Genomic DNA, 25,479 nt, shown 5'->3' on the forward strand with positions numbered 1-25,479 from the left:
CGTCCGCCGCCCCGAAATCATCTTACTTTTCGTCGACGGAAAGCGATAATTATGTCAACGCATTCTCGTTGGGATGCTTGAAAGCCGGGGCATTCGCCACTGGAGTGGGGACTTTGAACCACATGCATTTAATCGAATCGCGAGGTGATGTTATGGGACGCACGGGCGCCCCCGCCGCCGGCGCGGGTCCGGCCGCCACCCCCGCCCCGCGCCCGAGCTGAGAGATCCCCGCCCCCATGAACGACGACATCGAACCCGGCGCGAACCCCGCCCCGCCGCCGAGCCGAGACGCCGCCGCGACCGATAAGCCCGCCGCAACGGCCGCGCCCGCGGCCGCCGATGCACCCGGCGCACACGCGGCCGCCCCGCCGCAGCCGCTCCTCACCACCATCACCGCATCGCGCGGCTTCGCCCAGTGGCTGGCGCTGCACAACGCCTCGCTCGCCTTCACCTCCTACCAGACGGGCCAATTCTTCCTCGTCGGCGTGCGGCCGGACGGGGCGCTGTCGCTGCACCAGCGCAACTTCGTGCGCGCCATGGGCCTCGCCGGGAACAGCCAGACGCTGCTGCTGGCGGGCCTTGCCCAAATCTGGCGGTTCGAGAACGTGCTCGGCCCCGACCAGCGCGCCAACGCCCACTTCGATCGGCTCTACGTGCCCCGCCGCGGCCACACCGTCGCCGACCTCGACGTCCACGAGCTCGGCATCGACCGCGCCGGGCGGCTCCTTTTCGTCAACACCAAATATTCCTGCCTCGCCACCGACAGCACGCTCCATTCCTTCAAGCCCGTCTGGCGCCCGCCTTTCGTCTCCCGCCTCGCCCCGGAGGACCGCTGCCACCTCAACGGCCTCGCCATGGAGGAGGGCGTTCCGCGCTACGTCACCGCCGTCGCCACCACCGACATCGTCGACGGCTGGCGCGACAAGCGGCGCGACGGCGGCGTGGTGGTGGAGATCGCGACCGACCGCATCCTTGCCGAGGGCCTCTCCATGCCGCACTCGCCGCGGGTGCATCAGGGCGCGGTGTGGGTGCTCGATTCCGGCAACGGATATTTGACGCGCATCGACCCCGAGACCGGCGCGGCCGAGCGTGTCGCCTTCTGCCCCGGCTTCCTGCGCGGCCTGTCCTTCCATGGCGGTTACGCGGTCGTCGGCCTATCGCTCGCCCGCCACGAGGGCGTCTTCTCCGGGCTTCCCTTGCAGGAGGCGCTGGAGGCGCGCGGCGCCGACCCCTGGTGCGGCGTCCAGATCGTCGACACGCGCAACGGCGACATCGTCGAATGGCTGCGGCTGGAAGGCGCCGTGCGCGAGCTCTTCGACGTGCGCGTCCTGCCCGGCGTGCGCTGCCCCATGGCGCTGCCGACCTTCGGCCCGGAACTCGCCAGCTTCATCACCATCGAGGCGCCCGACCGCCCGCTGTCTGAGCGCGGCTGGTCCGCGCCCGCCTGACCCTTTCTTGGCCTGCACGGAGACCCCGTTGAAACACCTACCGCTCGCCGCCGCGCTGCTGGCCGGATCCATGCTCTGGACCGGCGCCGCCACCGCGCAACAGATCGCCGACACCATCTATTCCGGCGGCCCCATCGTCACCATCGATGATGCCCGCCCCACCGCCGAGGCGGTGGCGGTGAAGGACGGGCGCATCGTCGCCGTCGGCACGCTGGACGCCATGGACGCCTTCCGCGGCGAGGCGACGGAGGCCTTCGACCTCGCCGGGCGCGCCATGCTGCCGGGCTTCGTCGACAGTCACGGCCACGTTGTCTTCGGCGGCCTGCAGGCGCTGTCGGCCAATCTCCTCTCCCCGCCGGACGGCAAGGTGACCGACATCGCCAGCCTGCAAGCCACGCTGAAGAGCTGGATGGAGGCGAACGCCGACGAGGTGAAGAAGGTCGGCGTCGTCGTCGGCTTCGGTTACGACAACGCCCAGCTTTCCGAGCTGCGCCACCCGACCCGCGCCGAGCTCGACGCGGTGACGACCGACTATCCCGTCATCATCGTCCACCAGTCCGGCCATCTGGGCGTTGCCAACTCCAAGGCGCTGGAGGTGGCGGGGATCACCGACGCGACGCAGAACCCGCCCGGCGGCGTCTACCAGCGGAGCGCCGACGGCACCCTGAACGGCGTGATGGAGGAATACGCCTTCTTCCCGGTGCTGATCAAAAACCTCGCCGGCCTCGGCCCGGCCGGGCTGGAATCCTTCACCAAGGCGGGCGCCGCGTTGTGGGCGAGCTTCGGCTACACCACCGCCCAGGAGGGCCGCTCGACGCCTGCCATCGTCGAGGCCATCCGCGCCGTGGGCGGCACCGGAGACCTTCCCATCGACGTCGTGACCTTCCCCGACGTTCTGGAGGCGCGCGACTTCATCGCCGCCAACGTTGCGCCGGACTATACCGACCGGGTGCGCGTCGGCGGCTGCAAGCTCACCATCGACGGCTCGCCCCAGGGCTTCACCGCCCTGCGCGACCGGCCCTATTACGACCCGGTCGGCGACTATCCCCCCGGCTATGCGGGCTACGCCGCCGTCACCATGGACGAGGTCCAGGACGCGGTGAACTGGTGCTACGATAACGGCATTCAGATCATCACCCACGCCAACGGCGAGGGCGCGTCCGACATGCTGATCGCCGCCATCGACGCCGCCCAGGCGACCTATGGCGCGAAGCCGATCCGCCCCGTCCTCGTCCACGGCCAGTTCGTGCGCCAAGACCAGATCGACAGCTACAAGCGCCTCGGCGTGTTTCCGTCGCTGTTCCCGATGCACACCTTCTACTGGGGCGACTGGCACCGCGATCACACGGTGGGGCCGGTGAATGCCGACAACATTTCGCCCACCGGCTGGGTGCGTGAGCGGGGCATGATCTTCGGCACCCACCACGACGCGCCGGTGGCCTTCCCCGATTCTATGCGCGTTCTCGCCGCGACGGTCACCCGGCGCACGCGCTCCGGCGACATTCTGGGCCCCGCCCAGCGCGTCGACGTCATGACGGCGCTGAAGGCGATGACGATCTGGCCCGCCTGGCAGCACTTCGAGGAGGCCGACAAGGGGTCCATCGAGGTCGGCAAGCTCGCCGATTTCGTGATCCTGTCGCAGGACCCCACCGCCGTCGATCCCGAGACGCTGGCCGACCTTCAGGTCATGTCCACCATCAAGGACGGCACGGTGGTCTTCACCCGCGGCGACGAAAACGGGGACGGCGGCATGCGCCAGGGCCGCATGCAATCGCCGTTCGGCGCCGACCCCGTCACCGCCCACCTTCTGCTGCACGCCATGTATGACGGCCTCGGCGCCACCCCGGACGCCGGCCACATGCACCGCTGAGCGCAGCTTTATTTCCGGTTGTGTTTTGCGCGCGAAACACAACCGACGAACGCGACACCTCGAGCGCCGCCAAGGCGCTCCTCCACGGCCTGACGGTGGTGACGCGCAACCGCCGCGACTTCGAGCCGATGGGCACGGCGCTCTTGACCCCCTGGGTCTGAGGCGGCGTTCCATAAGTCTCCTTCTACGCCGGACTCGGTCATCGCCGAAGCAGCGATACAAGACCCGGCGGCGGCTCCTGCGCGCACGAAAATGGGCCGCCGATGCGATCGGCGGCCCGTCTCGGTTCGCGGCATTTCGTGGCGGTCGGGCGTTACACCCCGCCAGGCTTCAGGACGACCTTCGTCCACGTGTCCTGCTCGTTCTTGAAGTTGGCGTAGCCGGTGGGCGCCTCGTCCAGCGGCAGGCGGTGGCTGATGAGGAAGGTCGTGTCGAGCTCACCCTCTTCGATGCGCTTCAGCAGCTCGTGCGTGTAGCGCTGGACGTGCGTCTGCCCGGTGCGGACCTGCAGCCCCTTCTCCATCAACGCGCCGAGGGGGAAGGTGTCGAGGAAGCCGCCATAGACACCGGGGATCGAAACCCGGCCGCCCTTGCGCACCGCCATCAGCGCCTCACGCAAGGCGTGCCCCACATCCGCGCCGATGCCGACCTTCTGCTTGATCGTATCCATCACGTTGTCGAGGGCGAAGCCGTGGCTCTCCATGCCGACAGCGTCGATCACCGCATCCGGCCCCAGACCGCCGCTCATCTCCATCAGCGCCTGAAGCACCGACGTCTCGCGGAAGTTGATCGTCTTCGCGCCCAGCCGCTGCGCAAGCTCCAGGCGGTGGGGATAGTGGTCGATCGCGATCACCTGATGGGCCCCCATCGCAAGGGCCGACTGCACCGCGAACAGACCGACGGGACCGGCACCCCACACTGCCACGGTGTCGCCCTCTTCGATGTCGCAATTCTCTGCCGCCATCCAGCCGGTCGGCAGAATGTCGGACAGGAAGAGCACTTTCTCGTCCTCCAGATGGTCGGGGATGACGATGGGGCCGACGTCGGAGAAGGGCACGCGCACATATTCGGCCTGGCCGCCCGGATAGCCGCCGGTGAGGTGCGAGTAGCCGAACAGAGCGCTGACCGCGTGGCCGTAGAGCGTCTCGGAAATGTCCTGTTTGGCGACGGGGTTGGAGTTGTCGCACGCCGAGTAGAGCTTCTTCTCGCAGAAGAAGCAGCTGCCGCAGGAGATGGTGAACGGCACGACGACGCGCTGCCCCACCTTCAGCGTCGACCCCGGCCCCACGTCGACGACCTCGCCCATGAATTCGTGGCCGAGAATGTCCCCCGGCAGAACGCCCGGAATGACACCGTCATAAAGGTGGAGGTCGGAACCGCAGATCGCTGTGGACGTGATCTTCAGGATCGCGTCGCGCGGGTTCATGATTTCGGGATCGGGCATCGTTTCGACGCGCACGTCGTGCGTGCCGTGCCAAGTCAGAGCGCGCATGTTCAGTCTCCCTGCGACGTCGGGCGGTGGTTGCGGGAGATGGCGATCTCGCCTGTCTCCATCAGCATCTTGAGACGCTTCAGGTCGCGCCGGCCCTGGATGGCGGGCTCCTTCTGGAACAGCGCGGCGATGGCGCGGCCGATCTCGCCGAACGGGGCCTTGTAGGCGATTACCGCCTCAACCTCGGTGCCGCGGCCGGCCGGGGCGTCGCGCAGGAGGATCTTGCCACGCGTTTCGATCTCGGAGCCCTCGACGGAGCGCCAGGCGATCTCCTCGTTCTCGCGGTCGGTGACGATTTCGGTCTCGACGTCGAAGTTCACACCGGCGGGGCCGGCGATGGTCCACACCGCGCGCGTGTCCCCTGTGCGCTTCACCTTATGGATGTTCTCCATGAAGCGGGCGAGCTGGGCGGGGTCCTTGAACACCGCATAGACGTCCGCGCGGGGGCGGTTGATGGTGACGGTGCGGCCGACGACGTCGTGCTTGCCGAAACGGGCCAGGCCGCGGCGGGTGCGCCCAGGCGCCGAATCGGATGCGCCGGAGCGGTGCGGCCGCTCGATCAGTGCGGTGACGGCGATGAGGCCGACGGCGGCCGCCGCCAAGGCACCGGCGCCGGCCCATCGGTGGGACGAACGGTCGGCCTCGGGCGCCTCTCCCGCGGGCGGGGCGTGATGAGTGAGGGTCATGATATCAACGGGTGTCCATGGGTCAGATCGATCAGATACGGGGGGACGGAACGGCGCCGATCGGCGCCTCGTCCGAACTCGGAGCGGCGTCGCCCTCGGGGCGATAGGCGTCCGGCACCGGCGGGGGCGTTCCCATTTCGCCGTGCTGCCGCGCCGCGATCTCACGCCACGCCTCGTTCCAATGCGCTTCGCGTCTTCCGTCCGGCCGGCCTTCCGCCTCCCAAAGGGCGTAGGCTCTCTGCCGGATGCGGTGTTCGAGCTCGTTGTCGTTGTCCATGATGCCGGTCCTTCTCGAGCGGCCGGGTCTCATCCGCGTGGGACGCCTCGCCGTTCCGAGGGAAGACGCGGGATCAGGTTTTCGTTCCTGTGAAATGCGCGATTACATTTCATTTCCCGCGCCACATCGAAGAATAAAAACATAGATTAAAATAGAACGCTTCAAATGGTCGCGCTTCATCTCATCCGATGCCGGCCGTGCGGGGTGCCATAACTTGAACCGGCCTCCGCTATTGGGCGGCCGCCAGCCGAAAGGGACGCTGCGACGGGCCGCTCACGCCGGGCGTCAGCGGGTCGTCGTTTCGCGAAGCTCATCCATGTCGTGGCAGTTGCTCAGGATCAGGCCCACCGGGCGCAGACTGTCGATGTTGGCGCAACCAACGACGACGAAAACCGCGATCGGCACGGCGAGAAGCGCACCGACGACACCCCAGATCCAGGCAAACAAAAGCAGAGCGAAGAACGTGACGAGCGGCGACACGGAGAGCTGACGCCCCTGGAGCCGTGGATCGACGTAGTTGCCCATCACCTGCTCGATCACGAGAAGCCCGCCCGCGACCATGAGGGCCGTCCCCCAGTCTTTCGTCGACAAGGCGTAGAGCGCGGGCAAGGCCGCCGCCATGAGTGAACCGATGGTCGGGATGTAGTTCAACAGAAAGGCGAGGACGCTCCAGACGATGATGAGGTCGACACCGAAGATCGCAAGCCACGCGCCGTAGAGCAGCGCCGACAGCAGCCCGAGCCCCGTGCGAACGAGAATGTACCAGCGGAAGCGAACGGCCATGACGCTGAAGGTGGTGTGCCAGCCGGCCGCCCGCCGTTCGCCGAGGGCGTTGATCATCTTGTCCCGCCATGTCGGCCCCTCGACAAGCATGAGGACGACGAGGAAGAGGACGAGGACCACCCCGCTGACGACCTGCGTCGCCGCATCCAGAATGGCCCGGCCATAGGCGCTGGCGTGGGATGCGAGATACGACACGACGCGCTCCAGAACGGCTTCGGCATCGACCTCCAATCCGAATGGATCGCCGAGCTCGATGCCTTGGAGGATGGACCCGGCATCACCCTCCTGATTGAGCGCAGCGTTGAGCTCGGCCGACACATCCGGAAACTCGCCCTGCGCCTGCCGCGCGGCGAGGAAGATGCCCGCCAAGAAGGCCGCGAGGACGACGAGCACGATCAGCATCGCCGTCAGATGGCCCAGCCAGCTCAGCCGCTCCGGCACGGCACGGCGGATCCGCGAATCGACCGGCGCCACCGCGAGCGTGACGAACAATGCGGTGACGAACGGGATCGCAACAACCGCAGCCGTGCGCAGCGCCCACGCAGCGAGAATGGTGAGGATCGCGGCGAGCAGCCAAGTCACCGTCGAGGTGCGGCGGTCGCCCTGCGCTGATTGAGGCGTCGACACGCCCTGATCGGCATCGGCCATTGTTGATCTCCAGGCGGTGAGATTGCGGGGACATCGGGACGCCGAAGACGCTCCCTGCCTCTATCCGCCAACGGCAACGGCCCCCGGTCCGTTCAATGGCCTTTGCCTCGGCCCCGCCGCTCGACGGCGAGGGCGTCGTCGCCCGCCGGTCCTGGAAAGCGCGCCAACGGGGTGGTGGAATCACTTAGGTCAATCGCGTCGCAGATGGGCGCGAGAGGGAACCGGGCGGAGGGAACACAGGGGCCTTGCTCTTGGTTCAGAACGAACGAGATGCACGGCAGAGGGCGCGCGCCGCCTCGTTGTGGGTGGGCCCTTCCAGGCCTTGCGGGTGGTCCCCTTCCCGGCCTTGCGGGTGGGCCCCTTCCCGGCCTTGCGGCGGGACCCGTCCCGGCCGAACCGCCCGGCCTGCCGCGCCGACGTTCCATCCACCATTCTCAAAGCCATTGGAGCCGACGATGGATCAACCCAATCCCCACCGCCCTGCCCAGAAGCAGCCGATGCCCGGAACCACGGACCAGATGATGCCGACCCCGGACCATGGCGAGACGTCCTACGTCGGCCACGGAAGACTGGAGGGCAAGACGACGGTCATCACCGGTAGCGACAGCGGCATCGGCCGGGCCGTCGCCATCGCCTTCGCCCGCGAAGGTGCAGACGTCGTCATCGCATACCTGTCGGAGGACGAGGATGCCGCGCAGACGGCCCGCCACGTCGAGGACGCCGGCCGCAAGGCGATCCTCGTGCGGGGCGATCTCAGCGATCCCTCCCATTGCCGCGCCGTGGTCGAGGAGAGCGTGAAGGCCTTCGGCCGTATCGACGTCCTCGTCAGCAACGCCGCACACCAGGCGAACTTCGCCGAGTTCGAGGACATCACCGACGAGGAGTGGCGTCACACCTTCGCGGTGAACGTCGATCCGTTCTTCTACCTCGTGAAGGCGGCGCTGCCCCACATGTCGGAAGGCGGCTCGATCATCGGCACCAGTTCGATCAACGCCGATTCGCCGAACCCCGGCCTGTTGCCCTACGCCACGACGAAGGGGACGATCCGCGATTTCGTGGCGGGCCTCGGCCAGATGCTGGCGCCGCGCGGGATCCGCGTGAACGCCGTCGCGCCAGGGCCGGTGTGGACGCCGCTGATCCCCTCCACCCTACCGGCAGAGGACGTGGCGACGTTCGGACAAAACACCCCCATCGGCCGGGCTGCGCAGCCGAAGGAGCTGGCCCCGCCTTACGTGATGCTCGCCAGCGACGAGGCCAGCTACATCATCGGCGCGACGATCCCCGTCACGGGCGGGCGGCCTTTCGTCTGAGCGGCCTGAACGTTCCGCCCCTCGCGCGAGTTTCGACACCGCCACAGCGAACGTGAAGGACAACGACATGACCCACGAAAGAGACCGTTCGGACCAAGAGCCGGACCGTCCGACCACGGCGCAGCTTCGCAAGGAGATCGACAGTGGTCACACCGGCGACAAGGTGGACCACCCCGACCCGGCGGCTTCACCTCTCGGCACGGACGATGAAGCCGCAGGTGATCCTCCCGCGACCAAGGAGGTCGACGAGGCCCTTCGCAAGGAACGGCGTCAGCCGGGTTGAGCGGCGGGCGAGCGCTCCGCCGCCGCGAGGTCGACAACGGCGCCCACGCCGACGGTGAGGAGCTGCGCCGTCATCACCGCCGGGGTGGGCGGCCGCCTTAGGCCGATCCCCCTCCGGCAGTCGGCTGAAGCCGGTTCCAATCCGCGTCGATCGTCACGTGGATTCCTCCGGCTTCAGCCGTGATCACGGTCTCTGCTCCCAATTCGTAGACGACCGTCCGCTCCAACACTTCGAAGCCGAACCCGCGATGTGTGAGCGTCGGTGCGGCGGGAAGGCCGTCCTCGATCCACTCGAAGATCAGGCGGCGGCCGTCGCGACCATCGTCCACCCGCCAGCGCACGGCAATCCGCCCACCCTCGATGCCGAGCGCACCGAACTTGACGGCGTTGGTCGCAAGCTCATGCAGCGCCAGCGCGACGGTGCGTGCGGCGCGCGCGTCGATCATCACATCGGGGCCGTCGTACTTGAGCGTCTCGTCCTCTTGCGCACCGGCGGCCAACAGCTCGGACGCGACGAGGGAGGCGAGCGGGATCCCGCCGGAATAAAGCAACATCGCCGAATCGACCCGCGAGAAGACGTCGACACGGCCGTCCAGGTGCATGAGGAAGTCGTCGACGTCGACGCTCGTGAGGGCGGTGCGCTTCGCGATCGAGCGGACCCACGCCACCGCATTCCTGCGCTCGTGCTGCACGCGGCTGCGGCGGACTTCCACGTCGTCGCCGAGCGACCCGATGATCACCAAAATCCCGGCGACATCACCGTCCTCGCCGCGCAAGGCGCTGAAGACGAGGGAGCGGCCACTCTCCATCATCCTCGTCACCGTGTCGCCGCCGCGCACGGCCGACCAGACGCGGTCACCGCCCGGCCACTCCTGCGGCCACGCCGCGACCGCGTCGCAGCCCAGCGGCGCCCTCGGCCCCGGCCACAACGATGCGAACGGCCGGTTCGGGATCAACACGAGCTCTCGTCCCCAGAGGACGGACGCCGGACAGGGCAAAGCCAGCATAAGATCGACCGCACCTCGAAGGCTGGCCGGCCAGTCGCGCATCGGGCCGAGCGCAGACGCGTCCCAAGGATGCCGTTCGATCGCGCGCCATCCCGTATTCCTCGTTGTGCTCATGACGCAAACTCTATGGAAAGGTGCAGTGGGCCAAGGCCGTGCCTGTCAAAACTTCGAGCCAGGTCCGGGACGCTGCCGCTTCGTCATTCGTCGAGATGAAGGTAGCGCTGATTGAACATCGCGATTTGCTTCAGTCGACTGAGATCCAAGACGGTGAGGTGCCGCTTTTCCAACAGGATCAATCCCGCCGCCCTCAGCGACTGCAATGTCCGGTTGGCGTGAACCGTGGTGATCCCCAAGGCATCGGCAAGTTCGCCCTGGGTCACCGGAAACGAAAACGCGCCATTGCCGGCACGTCCGACACTCTGCAGCCGCAACATGATCTCGACGATCAGGTGCGCCATGCGCTCGGTCGCATCGCGGCGCCCGATGTTGACGGTCCACTCACGCTGGATCGAGGTGCTCACAAGTGTATCCCACCACAGCGCCCGCGCGAGTTTTGGCGAGCGGGTCGTCAAATCTACGAACGACTCGCGTCCCACTTCGGAGACCGTAACCGACGAAAGGGCAGCGATGGAATGATCCATCGCCGCAAGAACAAACATATGCGAATCGCATAGATCACCGGGGAGCAAAAACGATGTGATCTGCCGGCGACCGTCCGGGAGGATCTTGTAGCGATAAGCCCATCCGTCGATCAGCACGTAGACGTGTTGCGGCGACATCCCTTCCTGGAGCAGCACGTGCCGCGGGTCGAACACGCGCACCCGCTCGCTGAGAACCTCATGGAGAACGCGCCGTTCACCATCGTCGAGCTGCGTGAAGTTCGAAATCTTTTGGATGAGCGGATGAAACATCATAGGCCGACACGTATCACACGGCGCTCCGGCACCAGCCAGCCGCAGGTTTCAAGGTGCGCCACTGGCCTAGCGCCCGGCAGGCGCGCGCCCCTGCGCGAGAAGGCGCCTCGCCCCCTCGGCCCGCACCATCCCACTCCGCGACGCGGGTCCCGCATGGGGATGCTCATGCCGGCGGGCATCACCCGCGGAACGATCACTCGGCAACATCCGCCGGTTGATGATGAACGGCCTCTCGGGTTCCGCCTTCATCATCGTGCGCATGGCGTTCGGGCGGGTTTCCGGCGTAGAGGAAGGCCGCCATCGCCTCTGCGGCCGGTCGCGTGACGTTGAGGTCCGGCATCGCCGTCAACGGGTCGACGTGGGTCGGCTCCATCAGCCAGCGCACCATCGCCGCTTCGGTGTTCGGCAGAACCCCGGCGAGGAAGCGCTGCTCGCCGATGGCCTCGAGCCTCGGCCCGACCGCCGTCTCGTGGCCGACGACCCCCGGAATGTCGTGACAGCCGTGGCAACCGTACATGCGGATGGCGCGCTCGCCCCGAACAACGAGATCATTGTCCGGCGCCATGGGCGACGACATGTCCGGCGCCATATCGGGCGGCGGTGACAGCTCCTCGCCGAGCCCGTTCACGAAGGTCTTGTATTGCGCCGGCGAAACGTCCGGCAACGCTTCGGTGAAGGCGGTGATGGTCCACATCTGCGCCTCGGTGAGACGCACGTCCCATGCCGGCATCCCGGTCATCCTGAGGCCGTTTTTGACGAGCCAGAAGATCTCGCGCGCGGGCCTGGCTCTGGCGGCGGCGACGATCGGCGTCGGCAGCGGATTCATGCCGAGCGCCAGCGACGAGGGGGCCACCCCCGGAGCACCGTGACATGTGACGCAGTGCGCCTGGTAGAGCCGGGCGCCTTCTTCGCTCAGCGCCGGCGCGAAGTCCGAAGGGACGGTGATGTTGCGCGTCTGGATCGCGATGGAGGCGTCGCGCGCGACCGCAATCGCGTCGTAGACGATCCGCGGATGACCTTGCGTGGCCGAGAGGTTCCACAGTCCCAGGGCGATCACGACGATCAGACCCGTGGCTGCGGCGCCCGCGCCCGCTGCTGCGGCAAGACGCCAGACGCCGGTCCGTCGCGTCACCCGGCGGCGGGACGGTTGCGGCCCGGTCCGCGCCACCGCGGACAGCACCGTCGTCCACGCGAGCGCGTTCACGAGGCGCAGAGCATGACGTGTCATTCGCCGCCTCCGACCCTGTAGAGGTAATCGGCCATGATCGCAGCGTCCCCGGCGCTCATGTCGAGATCGGGCATCGCGGTCCTGGGGTCCACCCGGTACCGGCCGAAGACGCACGCACCGTCTATCCGCCACGCTGAGCAACCGCCTCCGGCTGTGATCGCTCGTCGATCCCGCCCCCCTGGCGGCGGCCGGAACCATCGAAGCCGCCGTGCTGTTGTTTCTCGTGAATCGCTGCCGGACGCTTTCCACCGTTTCAGTCGGACATCGGCGCGGGCCGCCATCTCACATGCCGCTGCCGGCGGGCCGATCGGTCACCCCTCCAAGGTCAACGATTGCGCGAAGAGGCCGCCGCCATGACGTCTACCGCCACCGTGCCCCGCCTCGCCGGCGATCACACCCTCGCCTTCCTCAGGCAAGGCTACACCTTCATCTCTCAGCACTGCGATGCGCTGGCGACGGATCGCTTCCGCACGCGCATCCTCCTCCGGCCGGTTCTGTGCGCGCGCGGATCCGGCGCGGCACGGATGTTTTACGGCGGGAACCACTTCACCCGGACCCAGGGCGCCATGCCGCCTACGGTCCTGCGCCTGCTTCAGGACAAGGGCAGCGTGCAGCAACTCGACGGATCTGCGCACCGCCACCGAAAAGCGCTGTTCATCGACCTCTTGATGAATGAGACGGCGACGGCCGAGATCACCGAAGCGTTCCGCGACGCGTGGCGCGAAGCGATGGCCGGCTGGGCCCGCCGACCCTTCGTCGTGCTGCTCGATGAAGCCTACCTCATTTTGACCCGCTCCGTGTGCCGATGGATGGGACTGCCGGAGAACGGCCGTTCCGATCCAGCGATGGCTCGCGCGCTGAGCGATATGGTCGAGCAGGCCGGCAGCATCGGCCCGGCGGTCCTGCGCGCCCTCTGGCGACGCCGCAAGGTCGAGCATGACATCGCCCGCCTCGTGACGCAGATCCGCGAAGGGCGCGCCGATATCGCGCAAGACGCACCCGTGCGCGTCATCGCCCGCCATTGCGACGAGGCGGGTACGCCCCTGTCGGTGGAAGACGCCACCGTCGAAATCCTCAACGTTCTGCGCCCCGTGGCAGCCGTCGCCCGCTACGTGATGTTCGCCGCCTTGGCCCTGCATCAACACCCGCAGATCGCCGCCACCCTGGCCGGCGCGCCGCGCGAGCGGCGGATCGCGTTCGCCGAGGAGGTGCGCAGGCTCTACCCGTTCTTCCCGCTGGTCGGTGGCAAGGTGAAGGCACCCTTCACCTGGGACGGCCACACCTTCGATGCCGGCGACTGGGTGCTCCTCGACCTTTACGGCACCAACCACGACCCGCGGCGCTTTGCTGATCCAGACGTGTTCATGCTGGACCGCGCAATATCCTGGCGTGATCAAGGCTTCGACTTCATCCCGCACGGCGGTGGTGACGCGACGACGGATCACCGCTGTCCGGGCGAGCAATTCACCGTGTCGATCATGGCCGAGGCGACACGGCTTCTCCTCGACGAAATGAGTTACACGGTGCCGCCCCAGGATCTCACGGTCGCTCTCGACAGGATGCCCGCGAAACCTGAGAGCGGCTTGCGCATCGCCGACGTCATGCCGCACCGGGCCGCACACCATCCGTCTCTGTGAGCCGGGACATGCGCGGCTTGCGGCGACTTCCGGCTCCCTACGCATCGTTTTTCCCTCCGCAGGGCCGATCGTGATCCTTCGGCAGTTTTCGACGGACCTCAGGACACCAAGGCCGCGCGGGTGTGGCGCCGTTCGAGCGCTGTGAGTTCGGCGGCGAGATCGATGCGTCCGGCCGCGACCATGCGCGTGCACGCTCGCAGATAGCCGCCCGGATTGCGGATGCGGCTTTCACCACCGCGGCGGCGGGTATCGTCCTCGTAAAGCTGCGCAACGTAGATCACCGTGAGCGCCGCCTTCATCGTGCCGAGCGTGTGGGTCGCTTCCTTCCAGACCTCTTCGCTCGCCCCCAGCATCAGCCTCAGCCGGTGCGCGACGGGGACGGCATCGCTGGCCCGCTCCAATCGCAGCCCCGTTCGCGCCACCACCGGGCACGCGATGCCGATCTCGGGCGGCGGTGCGTGTCGCTCCAGCCCGTCCCGGCTTTGACAAGTTCTTCTGAAGGATTCGTTTTGGCTTTCTTTGTGCCGGCACGCCGTGCCGCCATTGGCGGCTGAAGAAGACAACCGCCCGCCGGCGTGGCGCTCACCGGCCGGTCCCGAACGCGCCGTCGCTGCACCATCCCCGCTGCGCTCCACCGCCCGATCACCGCCGCCGGTCCTATCGCCGGCCCTGTCGTCGCTCACCTCACCGGTCGTGTCGTCGCTGGTGTCGCCACCCTGCCGGCCACCCATCTCGCAGCCCAGCGCGGCAACGGAGGGCGAAGCGGCGGCGGCGAACGCATCTTCCACGCGCTCACGCAGCGCCATCCAATCGGCCAGTAGCCCGTCCGCAGGGGCCGCCGTGCCGCGCCGGGGCGTGCGCGCCGCCAGCACCTCGAAGGCGGCGACCATCGCCTCGGGCGCACCGCCGGGGAGGGCCGCCATCGCGTCCAGCATCTCCCCCGCAGCGCGCCGCGCAATGGTGATCTCGTCGTGAAGCTGCTTCACCAGCCGTGCCTCGGCGCGCTGGGCGGCGACCTTCTCGGCCCACGTCGCCCGCCGCCTGAACAACGGCGTCAGATCGAACCCGTAGGCGTCGACGATGTCGCCCGCACCGTCGCGCACCGGATAGCGCTTGCCGTTGGGCGAATCCTTGGGCGCGATCAATCCGAGCTCGGCCAGCGACCGAAAGGCCACCCGCAGCCCGCGCTCCGACAATCCCGTGCGGCGCGCCAAATGCGCGTTGGACGGCCACACGATCAGCCGGTCCCACGCCTGCTCGCCCCAGCTTGCAACGAGCTCGCCGAGGACGAGGCGCAGGCTCGGCCGGAGCCGCAGCGCCTCCTGAGCGTCACGGAACACGCGCCCCAACTCCTTGCGCGTCACCGCGCCGGCGGGCGCCGAGCCCTCCTGCGCATCGTCCGGCACGGCGGCGCGCGCAACGGCGCATCCGCCGGCGCCATGGTGCTGCGCGCCGCGACAAATGGCGGTCACGGCAGCCCTCACCGGCTGCCGGCCCCCGCGGGATGCCAGGTGCATCGACCCCTCCAGGTGTCGGGCAAAGCGGGAGGGATCACCGGCTTCGGTGTTGTTGACACGCGATTCGCGGAGGGGCATAACGGTGCTGCGACACGACCGCTTCGCCACTTCGCTGGTGAAGCCCAAAAGGCTCCGAAGTTGGCGCTTCGGGGCCTTTTACTTTGCCCAGGTTCTACATCACGTCTCCACCCCGCCAGCCCTCGCAGAGGGCGCCGCGCGGCGTTCGGATCAGCTGTGCCGGGGTCGCTCTGTCGTCTCGCCCGTTCACGGCCTCACCCTCGTTCGGACCGGCACACCCGGCCCCTCAGTCACACATGCCCGATTCCGCCCGCCCTGTGGAGTCGCACCATGACCTTCAGCGGCATTCTTCCCGCGCTGCCGGCAAAGATCGCGATCTTGTCCCGCTCCGCCCGAAATACGGGATCGCCAGGCAACCTGCGCGAAATCGCGGCGAACCCGTCCCGCCCCACATCGCCAACCCGCAAAATCCGGGCAAAATGGAAACGCCGATTAGGGTTAATCCGAGGTTGACGAATCCCGCCCCGCGCCCCGGCGGTGCGCTGGGCCCGGTCATTCACCGCCCGGCCGGAAACAACGGGTCCGCCTCAGCACCGGCGCAAACGCCCGCAGGTGCGCCCTCGCGCGGCGCCAGTTGCGACAGCCGGCCGGTTGCGACAGCCGGCCGGTGCCGCGCTCGGCGGCACATCCGGCGCGCGCGAACCGCCTTGCCCCGCGGCCGGTTTCGGTCCTACCCTCGCCCCCTGGCCGAGTACGCCGTGCTCCGGTCCAACTTCAAAGGCGCACCGGGCGACATGGACGAGATGCAGGGCGTGGCACGCGCCGTCACCACGCTGCGCGCCGTCGCGCTGAGCGGAACGGCCGGCGCCCGCGCCACCGATATCGCCCTCGCCCTCGGCCTCCACAAAGCCTCCACCTCGCGGCTTCTGGCCAGCCTCGTCTCCCTCGGCGTCCTGTCCCGCGGGACCGACCGCAGGTTCCGCGTCGACGATTCCTTCCTCGCCAGTCTGGGCGCCCCGGTCGGCCAGAACCGCATCCGCCAGGCCGCCCGGCCCTCCCTCGCCCGCCTCTGCCGCGACCTCGAAGATTCCAGCTTCCTGTCCGTGCGCAGCGGCAACGATTCGCTCTGCGTCGACCGCCACGTCGGCGCCTATCCCGTCCAGGCCCTCTCGCTCGACATCGGCAGCCGCCGTCCCCTCGGCGTCGGAGCGGGAAGCCTCGCCCTTCTCGCCTGGCTTCCACACGCGGAACGCGAAGACGCTCTGGCGGCCAACCGCGCCCGCCTCGCCAGCGCCTACCCGACCCTGACCGTGGACGCCATCCGCACCCACGCCGCCACCGCCCGCGCCGAGGGCGTCACCGACCTTCCCCACGTCGTCATCCCCGGTGTCACCGGCATGGGCGTTCCGGTGCGCGACGCCTCCGGCCTCGTCGTCGCCGCCCTCAGCGTCGCGGCCGTCGGCGACCGCCTGTCGGGACAGCGCCGCGACCGGGCCGCCGCGCTCCTGCGCCACGAGGCCGCCGCGATGACCGAACGCCTCTCCACCCCCGCCACGGGCCGCGAGCTGGAGGCGGATCACCGCCCCCCTTCCCGCCCGGAGCGGCAATAAAGACCCGAAAAGACTGAGGGAAGACGCCCTTATGAAGACCGGCTTCACCGCCATGACCCGCCGCGAGGCCGCCGCCCTCCGCCCGGCCGGCGCCGCATGAGCCTTTCCGCCCTCCTCGCCCCGGCCAGCGTCGCCGTCATCGGCGCGTCCGACAATCCGGACAAGATCGGCGGCCGCCCCATCGCCTACCTGCGCCGCTTCGGCTTCAAGGGCGCGATCTACCCGATCAACCCCGCCCGCCCCTCCGTGCAGGGCCTCACCGCCTACCCCTCGCTCACCGCCCTCCCCGCGGTGCCGGACGCCGCGATCATCGCCGTCGCGGGCGCCTCCGCCGTCGCCGAACAAGTGAACGCCTGCGCCGCCGCCGGGGTGAAGGCCGCCATCATCATGGCGAGCGGCTTCGGCGAGACCGGCCCGGACGGCAAACGCATCGAGGCCGAGATGCGCGCCACCGCGAACCGCGCCGGCATGCGCCTCGTCGGCCCAAACAGCCAGGGCCTCGCCAACTTCGGCACCGGCGCGGTCCTCTCATTCTCCACCATGTTCATCGAGGCCGAACCCGCGGACGGCCCGGTCGCCTGCATCAGCCAGTCCGGCGCCATGAGCGTGGTGCCCTACGGCCTCCTGCGCGCCCGCGGCATCGGCGTGCGTCACTGCCACGCCACCGGCAACGACTGCGACGTCACCGCCGCCGAGCTCGCCGCCGAGGTGGTTCGGGACCCGGAGGTGAAACTCCTCCTCCTCTACCTCGAAAGCCTCGGCGATCCGGCCACCCTCGCCGCAGCGGCCGCCGCCGCCAAAGAGCGCGGCGTCCCCATCATCGCCGTGAAGTCCGGCCGCTCGGACGCGGGGTCCCGCGCCGCCCAGTCCCACACCGGCGCCATCGCCACCGAGGACCGCATCGTCGATGCCTTCTTCGCCAAAAACGGCATCTGGCGCGCCAAGGGCATGCGCGACCTCGTCGCCGCTGCGGAGCTCTACCTCAAGGGCTGGCGCCCCGCCGGGCGCAAACTCGCCGTCGTCTCCAACTCCGGCGCCACCTGCGTCCTCGCCACCGATGCGGCCGAGCGCGAGGGCCTTGCCATGGCAGAGTTCCCGCCCGCCATCGAGGACGAGATCCGCGCCATCCTTCCGGGCTTCGCCTCGCCGCGCAATCCGGTCGACATCACCGCCGCCCTCCTCACCGACAGCGGCCTCTTCAGCCGCGTCCTGCCCGCCGCCGGCAAGGACGCCGGAACCGACATGTTCCTCATCGGCATCCCGGTCAGCGGCAAGGGCTACGACTTCCCCCGCTTCGCCGCCGACACCGGCGCGTTTCTGAAGGCCGGGGCCAAGCCCGTCGTGCTCGCCGCGCCCCAGCCCAACGTGCGCGCCGCCTTCGCCGCCGCGGGCGTCCCCGTCTTCACCACCGAGGACGACGCCGTCGAGGCGCTCTCCCAGTTCGTGCGTCATCACGAGCTGATCGCCGCCTCCCGCCCTGGCGCGCTCGAACCCCCGCGCCCCGCAGCGCCGCTGGCCAGCCTGTCGGAGGCGGACTCGCTCGCCGCCGTCGCCGCCGCGGGCGTCCCCACCGTGCGCCACCGTGTTTGCGCCACCTTGGAGGAAGCCCGCGCCTTCCTCGCCGATGCGCCCGGCCCCGTCGTCCTCAAGGCCTCGTCGGCGGCGATCCCGCACAAGTCCGAGCACGGCCTGGTGCGCCTCGGCATCGCCGACGACGCCGCCCTCGCCGCCGCCTTCGAGGAGATCGCCGCAACCGTCGCCCGCCTCGGCCACCCGTTCGAAGGCGTCCTCCTCTCGGACATGGTGAAGGGCGAGCGCGAACTCGTCGTCGGCGGCTACCACGACGCCGTGCTCGGCCCTGTGGTGGTGATCGGCGACGGCGGCATTACCGTGGAGGCGATGCCCGACAACGTCCTCCTCCTGCCTCCCTTCAGCGAGGCGGAGGCGGCGGCGGCCCTCACGCGCCTTCGCATCGCGCCGCTCTTCGCCGGGGTGCGCGGGCGCCCGCCGCTTCCCGCCGGCGCCGTCGCCGCGGCCGCCACCGCCATCGGCGCCCTCCTCACCTCACCCGCCCGCGACGTGCGCGCGGTCGACGTGAACCCGCTCATCGTCGGCCCCACCGGCGCCATCGCCGTCGACGCACTGGTCGAGGTCGCCGCGCCCTCCTGACCTCTTGCGACGGGGGTTGATCAGTTGTGTGAGCCGATCCGCTCCCGCGACCTATCGCCCGCGCAGCCGCTCAGAACCGCGGCGCATATTGGGTCTGCTGCAGAATGTTGTTCGTCTGCGCTTGATTCAGCTCGGACGCCAGCGAAGCACTTACCGAGCCGGGCGTCCGGGGCGCTGTTTGAAAGTCCTTCGCCTTCGCCGTCACGAGGCTCAGTTTCTGCTCGACTTCGCGGCTCCCCGAGAGTCCGAACTCGCCACCCACCGTCTCGAAGTCGTCGACCGCGGGGTCGAACTTCGCACCGGCGTTGCCATCGGCCTTCAGTTTGAAGGACGCATTATAGGCCAGGTTCGTCGGCTCCATGTCGTGAGCCTGCATACTGATATAGGTTTCCTTGAACCACGCTCCGACGCCGATCGCGTTCTGGATCCTCAAGATCTGGGGGATCCGCGCCTTCACGTCAGGATCTTCGTCGGACTGGTCGAGCGGACCCTCGCACCATCCCGTCGTCGTCGAGCCGGCGCGGCGCTTGAGGATCTCTTCGAAGTCGTAGATGACATCGACGGTCGTCAGCACATTGCGCGTGTCGTTGATCCCGGCACCGATCGATGCGGTAATTTTCACGTTGGTGTAGGGGAGGATCAATGTCGTGCCACCGTTGACCGCCGTGACCTCGATGACATTCAAGAGGAACGTCGCCTTGGCAACGAGACCTGACAAGAATTGAAGGTTCTCTCCATGCTGCTTCATGTACAGAAGCGCATCGGCGATCTCACATTCGGACGAATAGAACAGGCTCGCCATGTTGAGGCCGTACTGCTCCGGCGGCATCGGAACATGGGAGAAATCATCAATTGTCGTGACGCAACCCGAGGTGATCAGCGAGAGCGCAACGGCGCCGAATATTTCTACTTTCATGCCATAAGCCCCATATAAAATATCGGGCAAGCTTGAATAATTTCGGGCCGGACAAGCAACGCGAAAACGCGACCCGACGCGATCGGGACAGGACTTCGTTACAAAAGTGTCACACTATTAATCTTATCTATTGCGAGCCCGACCTTGACCAGGTTGCGGGACAACACCGAAAATGAAAGGGCGCCCAGCATTGGGCGCCCTCCCGAACATATACGCGCCGCTTACTGCGCGTTGGTGAGGCCGATCGTCTTCTGGAAGTCCTTGTGCATCTGGATCAGCTCGCGCGCCGCGTCCGAGTCGGCGAACTGGTCCCACGCCTTCAGCGAGGCTTCGCGGAAGATCGCGCGGTCCTCGGGCGACCAGTCCTGAATGGTCACACCCTCGGCCGCCAGCTCCTGCGCCGCCTTCTGCGTCGCCACCGAGCCGGACAGGGACAGGCGGAACGACATCTTCTGCATCGCCACCTCGATGATGCGCTGCAGATCCTCCGGCATCCCATCCCACACGCTCTTGTTGATGGCGAAGTGGTCGGCCGGCATCGAATGGAAGCCGGGGAAGGACGCATACTTGGCGATGTCGTAAAGGCCGGACGACTTGTTCACGGCGAGGTTCGACATGTCGGCACCGGAGATGATGCCCGACTCCAGCGAGGTGAAGACTTCGGTGAAGTCCATCACGATCGGCGAGGCGCCCATGTTGGCGAAGATCTGCGTCTCCATCCCCGGAGGCGAGCGGAACTTCCACCCCTTCAGGTCTTCCGGATTGCCGATCGACGTCGTCGACGCCAGGGACTCCGGCGCGGCGATGTGCCAGCCGATGAGCTGCATGCCGAGATCGTTGTAAAGCTTCTGCGCCGCCTCAAGGCCGCCGCCTTCATAAAGCCACGCGTACATCTGCCACGGCGTATCGTAGCCGCCCATCGGGTCGCCGATGAACTGGAAGGCGGTGTCCTTGCCGGTCTGGTAGGCGCCGGACGTCATGTCGCCGTCCAGAATGCCGTTGATCGACGCGTCGAAGGTCTCGGTGCTCTTCACCACCGCGGAAGCATAGAACGGCTCGACCGCGATGCGCCCGCCGGACATCACCTCGATATCGTCATAAAACTGGCCAATGGCCTGACCGGAAATGGACTCCGGGCTGTGGTGCGTCTGAATGCGAAGCGTCACGTCTTGCGCCAGGGCGCCGGACACGACGAAAGACGCCAGCGCAGCGCCGGCCAGCAGCGAACGGATCATAGTTCCCCCCAAATGGTGCTTCTGCACCTTTATGATTTGCACCTCTGGTGCCGCGCCGCACTTTAGACGCAGCATTCGTCCAAGATCAACATGGGAGATCGCGGAACTATTTGCGCCTTGTGCGAAAGTTGTTTCAGCTTCGGTTTCACTACCGCAGCCCCTCCGCCGACCCTCCGCCAATCCAGCGGCCGACCCCCGGGGCGCGCTCTCCCGCGCCCCGCCTGCGCCCGCCCCGCGTCGCTCAACCGGCGCCCGTCAGCCCGCCCGCGTCAGCCGTTGCGCGGCGGAAGCATCGCCCCCGGCTCCACCACCACCGCGTCCAGCCCCGCCGCCTCCACCGCGGCCCGGCCCGCAGGCGTCGTCACGAACCGGCTCGGCCCGGCGAACACCTCGCCAGCCTCCATCAGCCGCCGCCCGCCCGCATAGCTCAGCACCGGCTCCAGGCGCTCCATGTCGAGCACCGTGATGTCCCCGTCAGCGCCCGGCGCCAGATGACCCTTCGCGGCCAGACCCAGCGCCCGCGCCGGCGTCCAGCTCGCCTTCGTCACGAACTCCGCCACCGTCAGCGCGTCCATCCGCACCAAGGGCAGGCCTCGCTGAACGATGTCGTTGCGCGGCAGCCCGCCCCCATCCGTCGCCAGAGCGTCGATCGCGAAGGCCCCGTCCGGCCGCTTCGCCGTCACCAGGTGGATGCGCGGCTCCGGCCCGTTCACCATCGCGCTCACCCCCACCGCCGTCGCCGCCGCGCGCCACGCCGCGACACCGTCCGCGCCCGTCACCAGCCCCACCACGCCCGCGTGCGCCCCGGCGCCGATCTCGGCCTGAACGTGGATCCACCCGTCCGCGATCGCCCGCTCCATCCCCGCCTCGGTGTGCGGATAGCCGCCCGCCGTCAGCACCCGCCGCGCCGCGTTGCTCTCCGGCACACCGTTCGAGCACGTCCCCGGAAATCCGTTGAACGGCGCCAGATAGGACTCCGACCAGATCGCCGGATGCCCCGCCAGAACCTCGATCGCCGCCTGCCCCTCGATCACCCCCGGCTCGGAGAAACCGCGGCAATAAGAGTTGACGTGCGGCATGTGGAGCGGGTGCCCGGCGGCAAGGCCGCACGCCTCCGCAAGTGTCGCGACGGACGGGTTCGGCGTCTCCAGCGTGCCCGCATGGAAGGCCACATAGGCGCCCTCAGCCGCACACGCCGCGATCACCGTGGCCGAGCCCTCCTGCGTCAGCGGAAAGTGCCCGCCGAGGAGCTTCAGCCCGATCGCCCCCTCCCCCATCGCAGAGGCCAGGTAGTCGGCCACCTCGGCCCGCGACGGGTTCGCCGAGCCCACCGTGTGGCCCGGCCGCACATAGCTGATGCAGCCGACCGTGAGGCCCACACCATGCGCCGCCGTCGTGCGGACCATGCCCTCGATCGGCCCGGCCATGTCGAGCGCGGTCGTCACCCCGGCCAGCGCCAGCATGCGGTGCCCCACCGGCCCGCCCATCCATTCGGACAGGTGAACGTGCATGTCTACGATGCCGGGCATCACCACACGGCCCGCCACGTCGTGCTCGCGCGCCGCCGTGCCGCGGATCGACGGCTCCACCTGCACGATGCGACCGTCCGCAACCGCCACGTCCATCACCGCGTCGATGCCGTTCGCGGGATCCACCACGCGCCCGCCGCGCAAGAGCGCGTCATAATGGTTGGCCATGGCGTGTCTCCCTCTGCCGCCGCCTTGCCCCGGCGCCACTTCACCGCCAGGTGCAAGAGGCAGAGCCTTAACGCCTTTTCGCCGCACCAGAAACGCCGCACCGCACGGCTTTCCCCCGTACCGCGCGCCTCCCCCGTACCGCGCGGCTTCCCCGCACCGAACGCCTTCCCCGCACCGAACGCTCCGCCGGCCGGCGCGCCGCTACATCTCCGCCAGCGCCCCCGCCGCACCGCTCCCCGCCAGCAGCGACGGGCGCCGCGCCAGGAAGCGCGCCACACGAAACGGCTCCAACAAGGGTTCGGGCCGCCCCGTCACCATCTCGCGCGCCAGAAGCTCGCCCGCGATCAGCCCCAACGTCGCCCCGCTGTGGCTGAACGCCACCGACAGGCCCGCCACACCGTCCACCGGACCGAACACCGGCTGACCGTCGCCCGGAATGGGCTTCGGCCCGATCCCGCACGAGCGCGCCTCCAGCACCGGCCGGCCCGACAGCACCCGCGACGCCTCGGCCAGAAGCGCCGCCACCGTGTCCGGCGCGATCCGGTAGGAGCCCGCCTTGGCCGGCGAAATGCTCCCCTCCGTCCAATCCGCGTCGAGCACGAAGCGCCCGCCGACGTCCGGCCGGATCGCCACTCGCGGCGTGTTCAGCACCGCCTTCAAGGGATGGTCGAGCGGCGCCGTCCTCACCAGACAGGCGAGCGGCGTCGCGTCGGCCACCTCCACACCCAACGCGGCCAACATGCGCGGCACCGCGGCACCCGCGGCGACGAGCACCCGGTCCGCCGCCACCCGGCGCCCGTCCGCCAGCACCACACCCGTCGCGCGCCCGCCCGTGACGACGGGTTCCGCCGGCCCCATCTCGTCCAGCACGACGCCGCCGCGCGCCCGCAGCTCGGCCGCCAGATGGGCGATCAACGCGCCGAGATCCACCCACCCTTCGCCCGGATTAAAGATCGCCCCCGGCCCCGTCACCGCGGCCGCATCCACCCCCGGAACCTCCGCCGCCACCTCGTCCGGCGTCAGAAAGCGCGCCTCGTAGCCGATGTCCCATTCGTGCCGCGCCACCGCCTCGATGGCGTTGTCCGGCCCCTCCGCGTCGAAGGTCAGCCCGCCGTCGAACCGCAGCCACGCGGCCGACACCGGCACCTGCCGCGACAGGGTGCGGTAGCGCTCCAGCCCCGCCATGCGCAGCGCATGATAGGCCGGCGAGCGCCGCCGCGCCGAGTTCAGCCACGACAAGGAGCGCCCCGACGCACCGCCGCCCAGCGGCCCGGCCGACACCACCGTCACCGCCGCGCCGAGCCGCGCCAGATGCACCGCCGCCGCGAGGCCGAACACCCCGCCGCCGATCACCACGGTCTTCAGCCCCGCCGCCTCGCGCAGCGCCCGCGTTGCCGCCGCCGCGGATGTTCCCGCCGCCTGCCGGTCCATCAGGGCCGCTCCCACGCACCGCTGACGCGCGATCGCATCAGCGCGTCGATCACCCGCATGTTGAGCACCGCATCGTCCATGCCCCATTCCGGCCCCGCTGCGCCGTGCGGCCCGCGCTCGCCCCGCACCGCCGCGCGAAAGGCCTCGGCCTGCAGGGTGAACTGGTTCGCCGCGCCCACCTCCACCGTCTCGGCCGACCCGCCCGTGACGTCGCTCCCGTCGTCGACGATCAGCCGCGTGGGATGATCCGGCGGTGCATTGAACGGCAACGGCACCATGATGCGCCCGGTGGTGCCCAGCACCTCCACGTTCTGGCGCGGCACACCCTGCGTCGCCACCGAGAAGACCAGCCGCGCCCCGCCGGGGAAGACGACGATGGCCGAGGTCAGCCGGTCCGTCCCCATCTCCGGGTCGATGTCGAATTCGCCGATCACCCTCTCCGGCTCGGCGCCGAACACCAGCCGCGCCGTGGCGATCGCATAGCAGCCGATGTCGTAGAGCCCGCCGCCGCCGCCGATGTCGGCCCTGTTGCGGATGTTGGCCGGGTCCACGTTGTGGTAGGCGAAGATGGTGTGAATCACCCGCGGGGTGCCGATGCGCCCTTCGGCCACCATCCGCCGCACCCTGCGCCACTGCGGATGGTGGCGCACCATGAAGGCCTCCACGGCGATGCGCCCGGTCTCGGCCGCCACGCGCTCCACCTCGCGTGCCTCGTCCGCCGACAGCGCCACCGGCTTCTCGCACAGGACGTGCTTGCCCGCCTTCAGCGCGGCGATCGTCCACGGCGCGTGCAGATGGTTGGGGAGCGGGTTGTAGACCGCCTCGATCTCGGGGTCCGCCAGCAGCGCCTCGTAGGAGGCGTGGGCGCGGGGGATGCCCGCCGCCTTCGCCGCCGCCTCCGCCCGCGCCCCATCGCGCGAGGCGATCGCCGCCACCGTGCAGCCTTCCGCCGCCGCGATCCCCGGTATCGCGTTCTTCAGACCGATCCGGGCGGTCGACAGCACGCCCCACTTCATCTCGACCATCGCGCCTTTCCTATCGCCCATCGTCACAGCCCGTCTCGCCTCGTCACGTATCGCCCTGCCCGCCGCCTCGTCTCGTCCGGCCCGTTGCGCCCCGCCCGTTTTCGCCCGCGCCGCCGCTGGCCACGGTCCCAGCCGCGGAGCCTGCCGCGGGTCGGCGGCCAAACGCCCCAACGCCCGCCCGTCGCTCATCCGCCAGCCGGTCTCTCGCGCTCCGGTCGCTCCTTTGCAACCCTTCGGATATATGATTGCTTTTCGGCAATTGCGCCAGTGACCTCTACA

20 protein-coding genes are annotated in these 25,479 nt (G+C 68.9%); 7 read left to right on the forward strand and 13 right to left on the reverse strand.

The genetic code is table 11. The features are described 5' to 3' along the window. Positions 1-236 precede the first annotated feature (236 nt). Together BIX52_RS20770 and BIX52_RS20775 are read left to right on the forward strand one after the other, a co-directional pair. The gene (locus BIX52_RS20770; RefSeq protein WP_075223029.1) at positions 237-1,448 is read left to right on the forward strand and encodes a TIGR03032 family protein; all 1,212 of its coding nucleotides are present in this window, start codon (positions 237-239) and stop codon (positions 1,446-1,448) included. A 28-nt stretch (positions 1,449-1,476) separates the two neighbouring features. Next, complete coding sequence (locus BIX52_RS20775; RefSeq protein WP_075223030.1) at positions 1,477-3,318, forward strand: amidohydrolase; 1,842 nt, start codon at positions 1,477-1,479, stop codon at positions 3,316-3,318. A 313-nt stretch (positions 3,319-3,631) separates the two neighbouring features. Here BIX52_RS20775 and BIX52_RS20780 read toward each other — a convergent pair whose 3' ends face one another. From BIX52_RS20780 to BIX52_RS20795, 4 genes are all read right to left on the reverse strand, one after another. Beyond that, a complete protein-coding gene (locus tag BIX52_RS20780; protein WP_075223031.1) occupies positions 3,632-4,810 on the reverse strand; it encodes a zinc-dependent alcohol dehydrogenase in 1,179 nt (392 codons plus the stop codon). Positions 4,811-4,812: 2 nt separating this feature from the next. After that, entirely contained in the window at positions 4,813-5,496 is a 684-nt protein-coding gene (locus BIX52_RS20785) for an SRPBCC family protein (RefSeq protein ID WP_075223032.1), read from the reverse strand. Between the two features lie 31 nt (positions 5,497-5,527). Continuing rightward, on the reverse strand, positions 5,528-5,773 hold the full coding sequence (locus BIX52_RS20790; RefSeq protein WP_075223033.1) for a DUF2934 domain-containing protein: 246 nt from the start codon (positions 5,771-5,773) through the stop codon (positions 5,528-5,530). Positions 5,774-6,058: 285 nt separating this feature from the next. Beyond that, positions 6,059-7,204, reverse strand: a complete 1,146-nt coding sequence (locus tag BIX52_RS20795) for an AI-2E family transporter (RefSeq protein WP_075223034.1) — start codon at positions 7,202-7,204, stop codon at positions 6,059-6,061. A gap of 455 nt (positions 7,205-7,659) precedes the next feature. On the opposite strand from BIX52_RS20795, the gene BIX52_RS20800 reads away from it, so the two are divergent. Continuing rightward, a complete protein-coding gene (locus BIX52_RS20800; protein ID WP_075223035.1) occupies positions 7,660-8,514 on the forward strand; it encodes an SDR family oxidoreductase in 855 nt (284 codons plus the stop codon). Between the two features lie 67 nt (positions 8,515-8,581). Continuing rightward, complete coding sequence (locus BIX52_RS20805; protein ID WP_075223036.1) at positions 8,582-8,797, forward strand: hypothetical protein; 216 nt, start codon at positions 8,582-8,584, stop codon at positions 8,795-8,797. Between the two features lie 97 nt (positions 8,798-8,894). Here BIX52_RS20805 and BIX52_RS20810 read toward each other — a convergent pair whose 3' ends face one another. From BIX52_RS20810 to BIX52_RS20820, 3 genes are all read right to left on the reverse strand, one after another. Then, a complete protein-coding gene (locus tag BIX52_RS20810; protein WP_157956287.1) occupies positions 8,895-9,755 on the reverse strand; it encodes an HWE histidine kinase domain-containing protein in 861 nt (286 codons plus the stop codon). A 245-nt stretch (positions 9,756-10,000) separates the two neighbouring features. Further along, entirely contained in the window at positions 10,001-10,717 is a 717-nt protein-coding gene (locus tag BIX52_RS20815; RefSeq protein WP_205647869.1) for a Crp/Fnr family transcriptional regulator, read from the reverse strand. 193 nt (positions 10,718-10,910) lie between these two features. Continuing rightward, on the reverse strand, positions 10,911-11,945 hold the full coding sequence (locus tag BIX52_RS20820) for a c-type cytochrome (RefSeq protein ID WP_157956288.1): 1,035 nt from the start codon (positions 11,943-11,945) through the stop codon (positions 10,911-10,913). Between the two features lie 332 nt (positions 11,946-12,277). Between BIX52_RS20820 and BIX52_RS20825 the strand changes: the two genes are divergently transcribed. Further along, on the forward strand, positions 12,278-13,582 hold the full coding sequence (locus tag BIX52_RS20825; RefSeq protein WP_083660620.1) for a cytochrome P450: 1,305 nt from the start codon (positions 12,278-12,280) through the stop codon (positions 13,580-13,582). 98 nt (positions 13,583-13,680) lie between these two features. On the opposite strand, the gene repC is transcribed toward BIX52_RS20825, so the two are convergent. Further along, positions 13,681-15,054, reverse strand: coding sequence for a plasmid replication protein RepC (repC, locus tag BIX52_RS20830; RefSeq protein WP_075223039.1), 1,374 nt, complete (start codon positions 15,052-15,054; stop codon positions 13,681-13,683). A gap of 821 nt (positions 15,055-15,875) precedes the next feature. Between repC and BIX52_RS23330 the strand changes: the two genes are divergently transcribed. Then, positions 15,876-16,727 carry an IclR family transcriptional regulator gene (locus BIX52_RS23330; protein WP_170126441.1) on the forward strand — a complete coding sequence of 284 codons (852 nt, stop codon included), beginning with the start codon at positions 15,876-15,878 and terminating at the stop codon, positions 16,725-16,727. A 96-nt stretch (positions 16,728-16,823) separates the two neighbouring features. Then, positions 16,824-18,896: an acetate--CoA ligase family protein gene (locus BIX52_RS20840; protein ID WP_075223040.1), complete on the forward strand. Its 2,073-nt coding sequence runs from the start codon at positions 16,824-16,826 to the stop codon at positions 18,894-18,896. 70 nt (positions 18,897-18,966) lie between these two features. Here BIX52_RS20840 and BIX52_RS20845 read toward each other — a convergent pair whose 3' ends face one another. From BIX52_RS20845 to BIX52_RS20865, 5 genes are all read right to left on the reverse strand, one after another. After that, positions 18,967-19,812, reverse strand: coding sequence for a hypothetical protein (locus BIX52_RS20845; protein WP_139312832.1), 846 nt, complete (start codon positions 19,810-19,812; stop codon positions 18,967-18,969). 221 nt (positions 19,813-20,033) lie between these two features. Continuing rightward, positions 20,034-21,047: a TRAP transporter substrate-binding protein gene (locus tag BIX52_RS20850; RefSeq protein ID WP_075223042.1), complete on the reverse strand. Its 1,014-nt coding sequence runs from the start codon at positions 21,045-21,047 to the stop codon at positions 20,034-20,036. A gap of 269 nt (positions 21,048-21,316) precedes the next feature. Continuing rightward, the gene (locus BIX52_RS20855; protein WP_075223043.1) at positions 21,317-22,744 is read right to left on the reverse strand and encodes an amidohydrolase family protein; all 1,428 of its coding nucleotides are present in this window, start codon (positions 22,742-22,744) and stop codon (positions 21,317-21,319) included. Between the two features lie 201 nt (positions 22,745-22,945). Continuing rightward, positions 22,946-24,175, reverse strand: coding sequence for an NAD(P)/FAD-dependent oxidoreductase (locus tag BIX52_RS20860; protein WP_083660636.1), 1,230 nt, complete (start codon positions 24,173-24,175; stop codon positions 22,946-22,948). Then, positions 24,175-25,200: a Gfo/Idh/MocA family protein gene (locus BIX52_RS20865; protein WP_075223044.1), complete on the reverse strand. Its 1,026-nt coding sequence runs from the start codon at positions 25,198-25,200 to the stop codon at positions 24,175-24,177. The genes BIX52_RS20860 and BIX52_RS20865 overlap by 1 nt, the downstream gene beginning before the upstream one ends. Positions 25,201-25,479: the final 279 nt, after the last annotated feature.

Source organism: Acuticoccus yangtzensis, from assembly GCF_001927245.1.
Lineage (GTDB): Bacteria > Pseudomonadota > Alphaproteobacteria > Rhizobiales > Amorphaceae > Acuticoccus > Acuticoccus yangtzensis.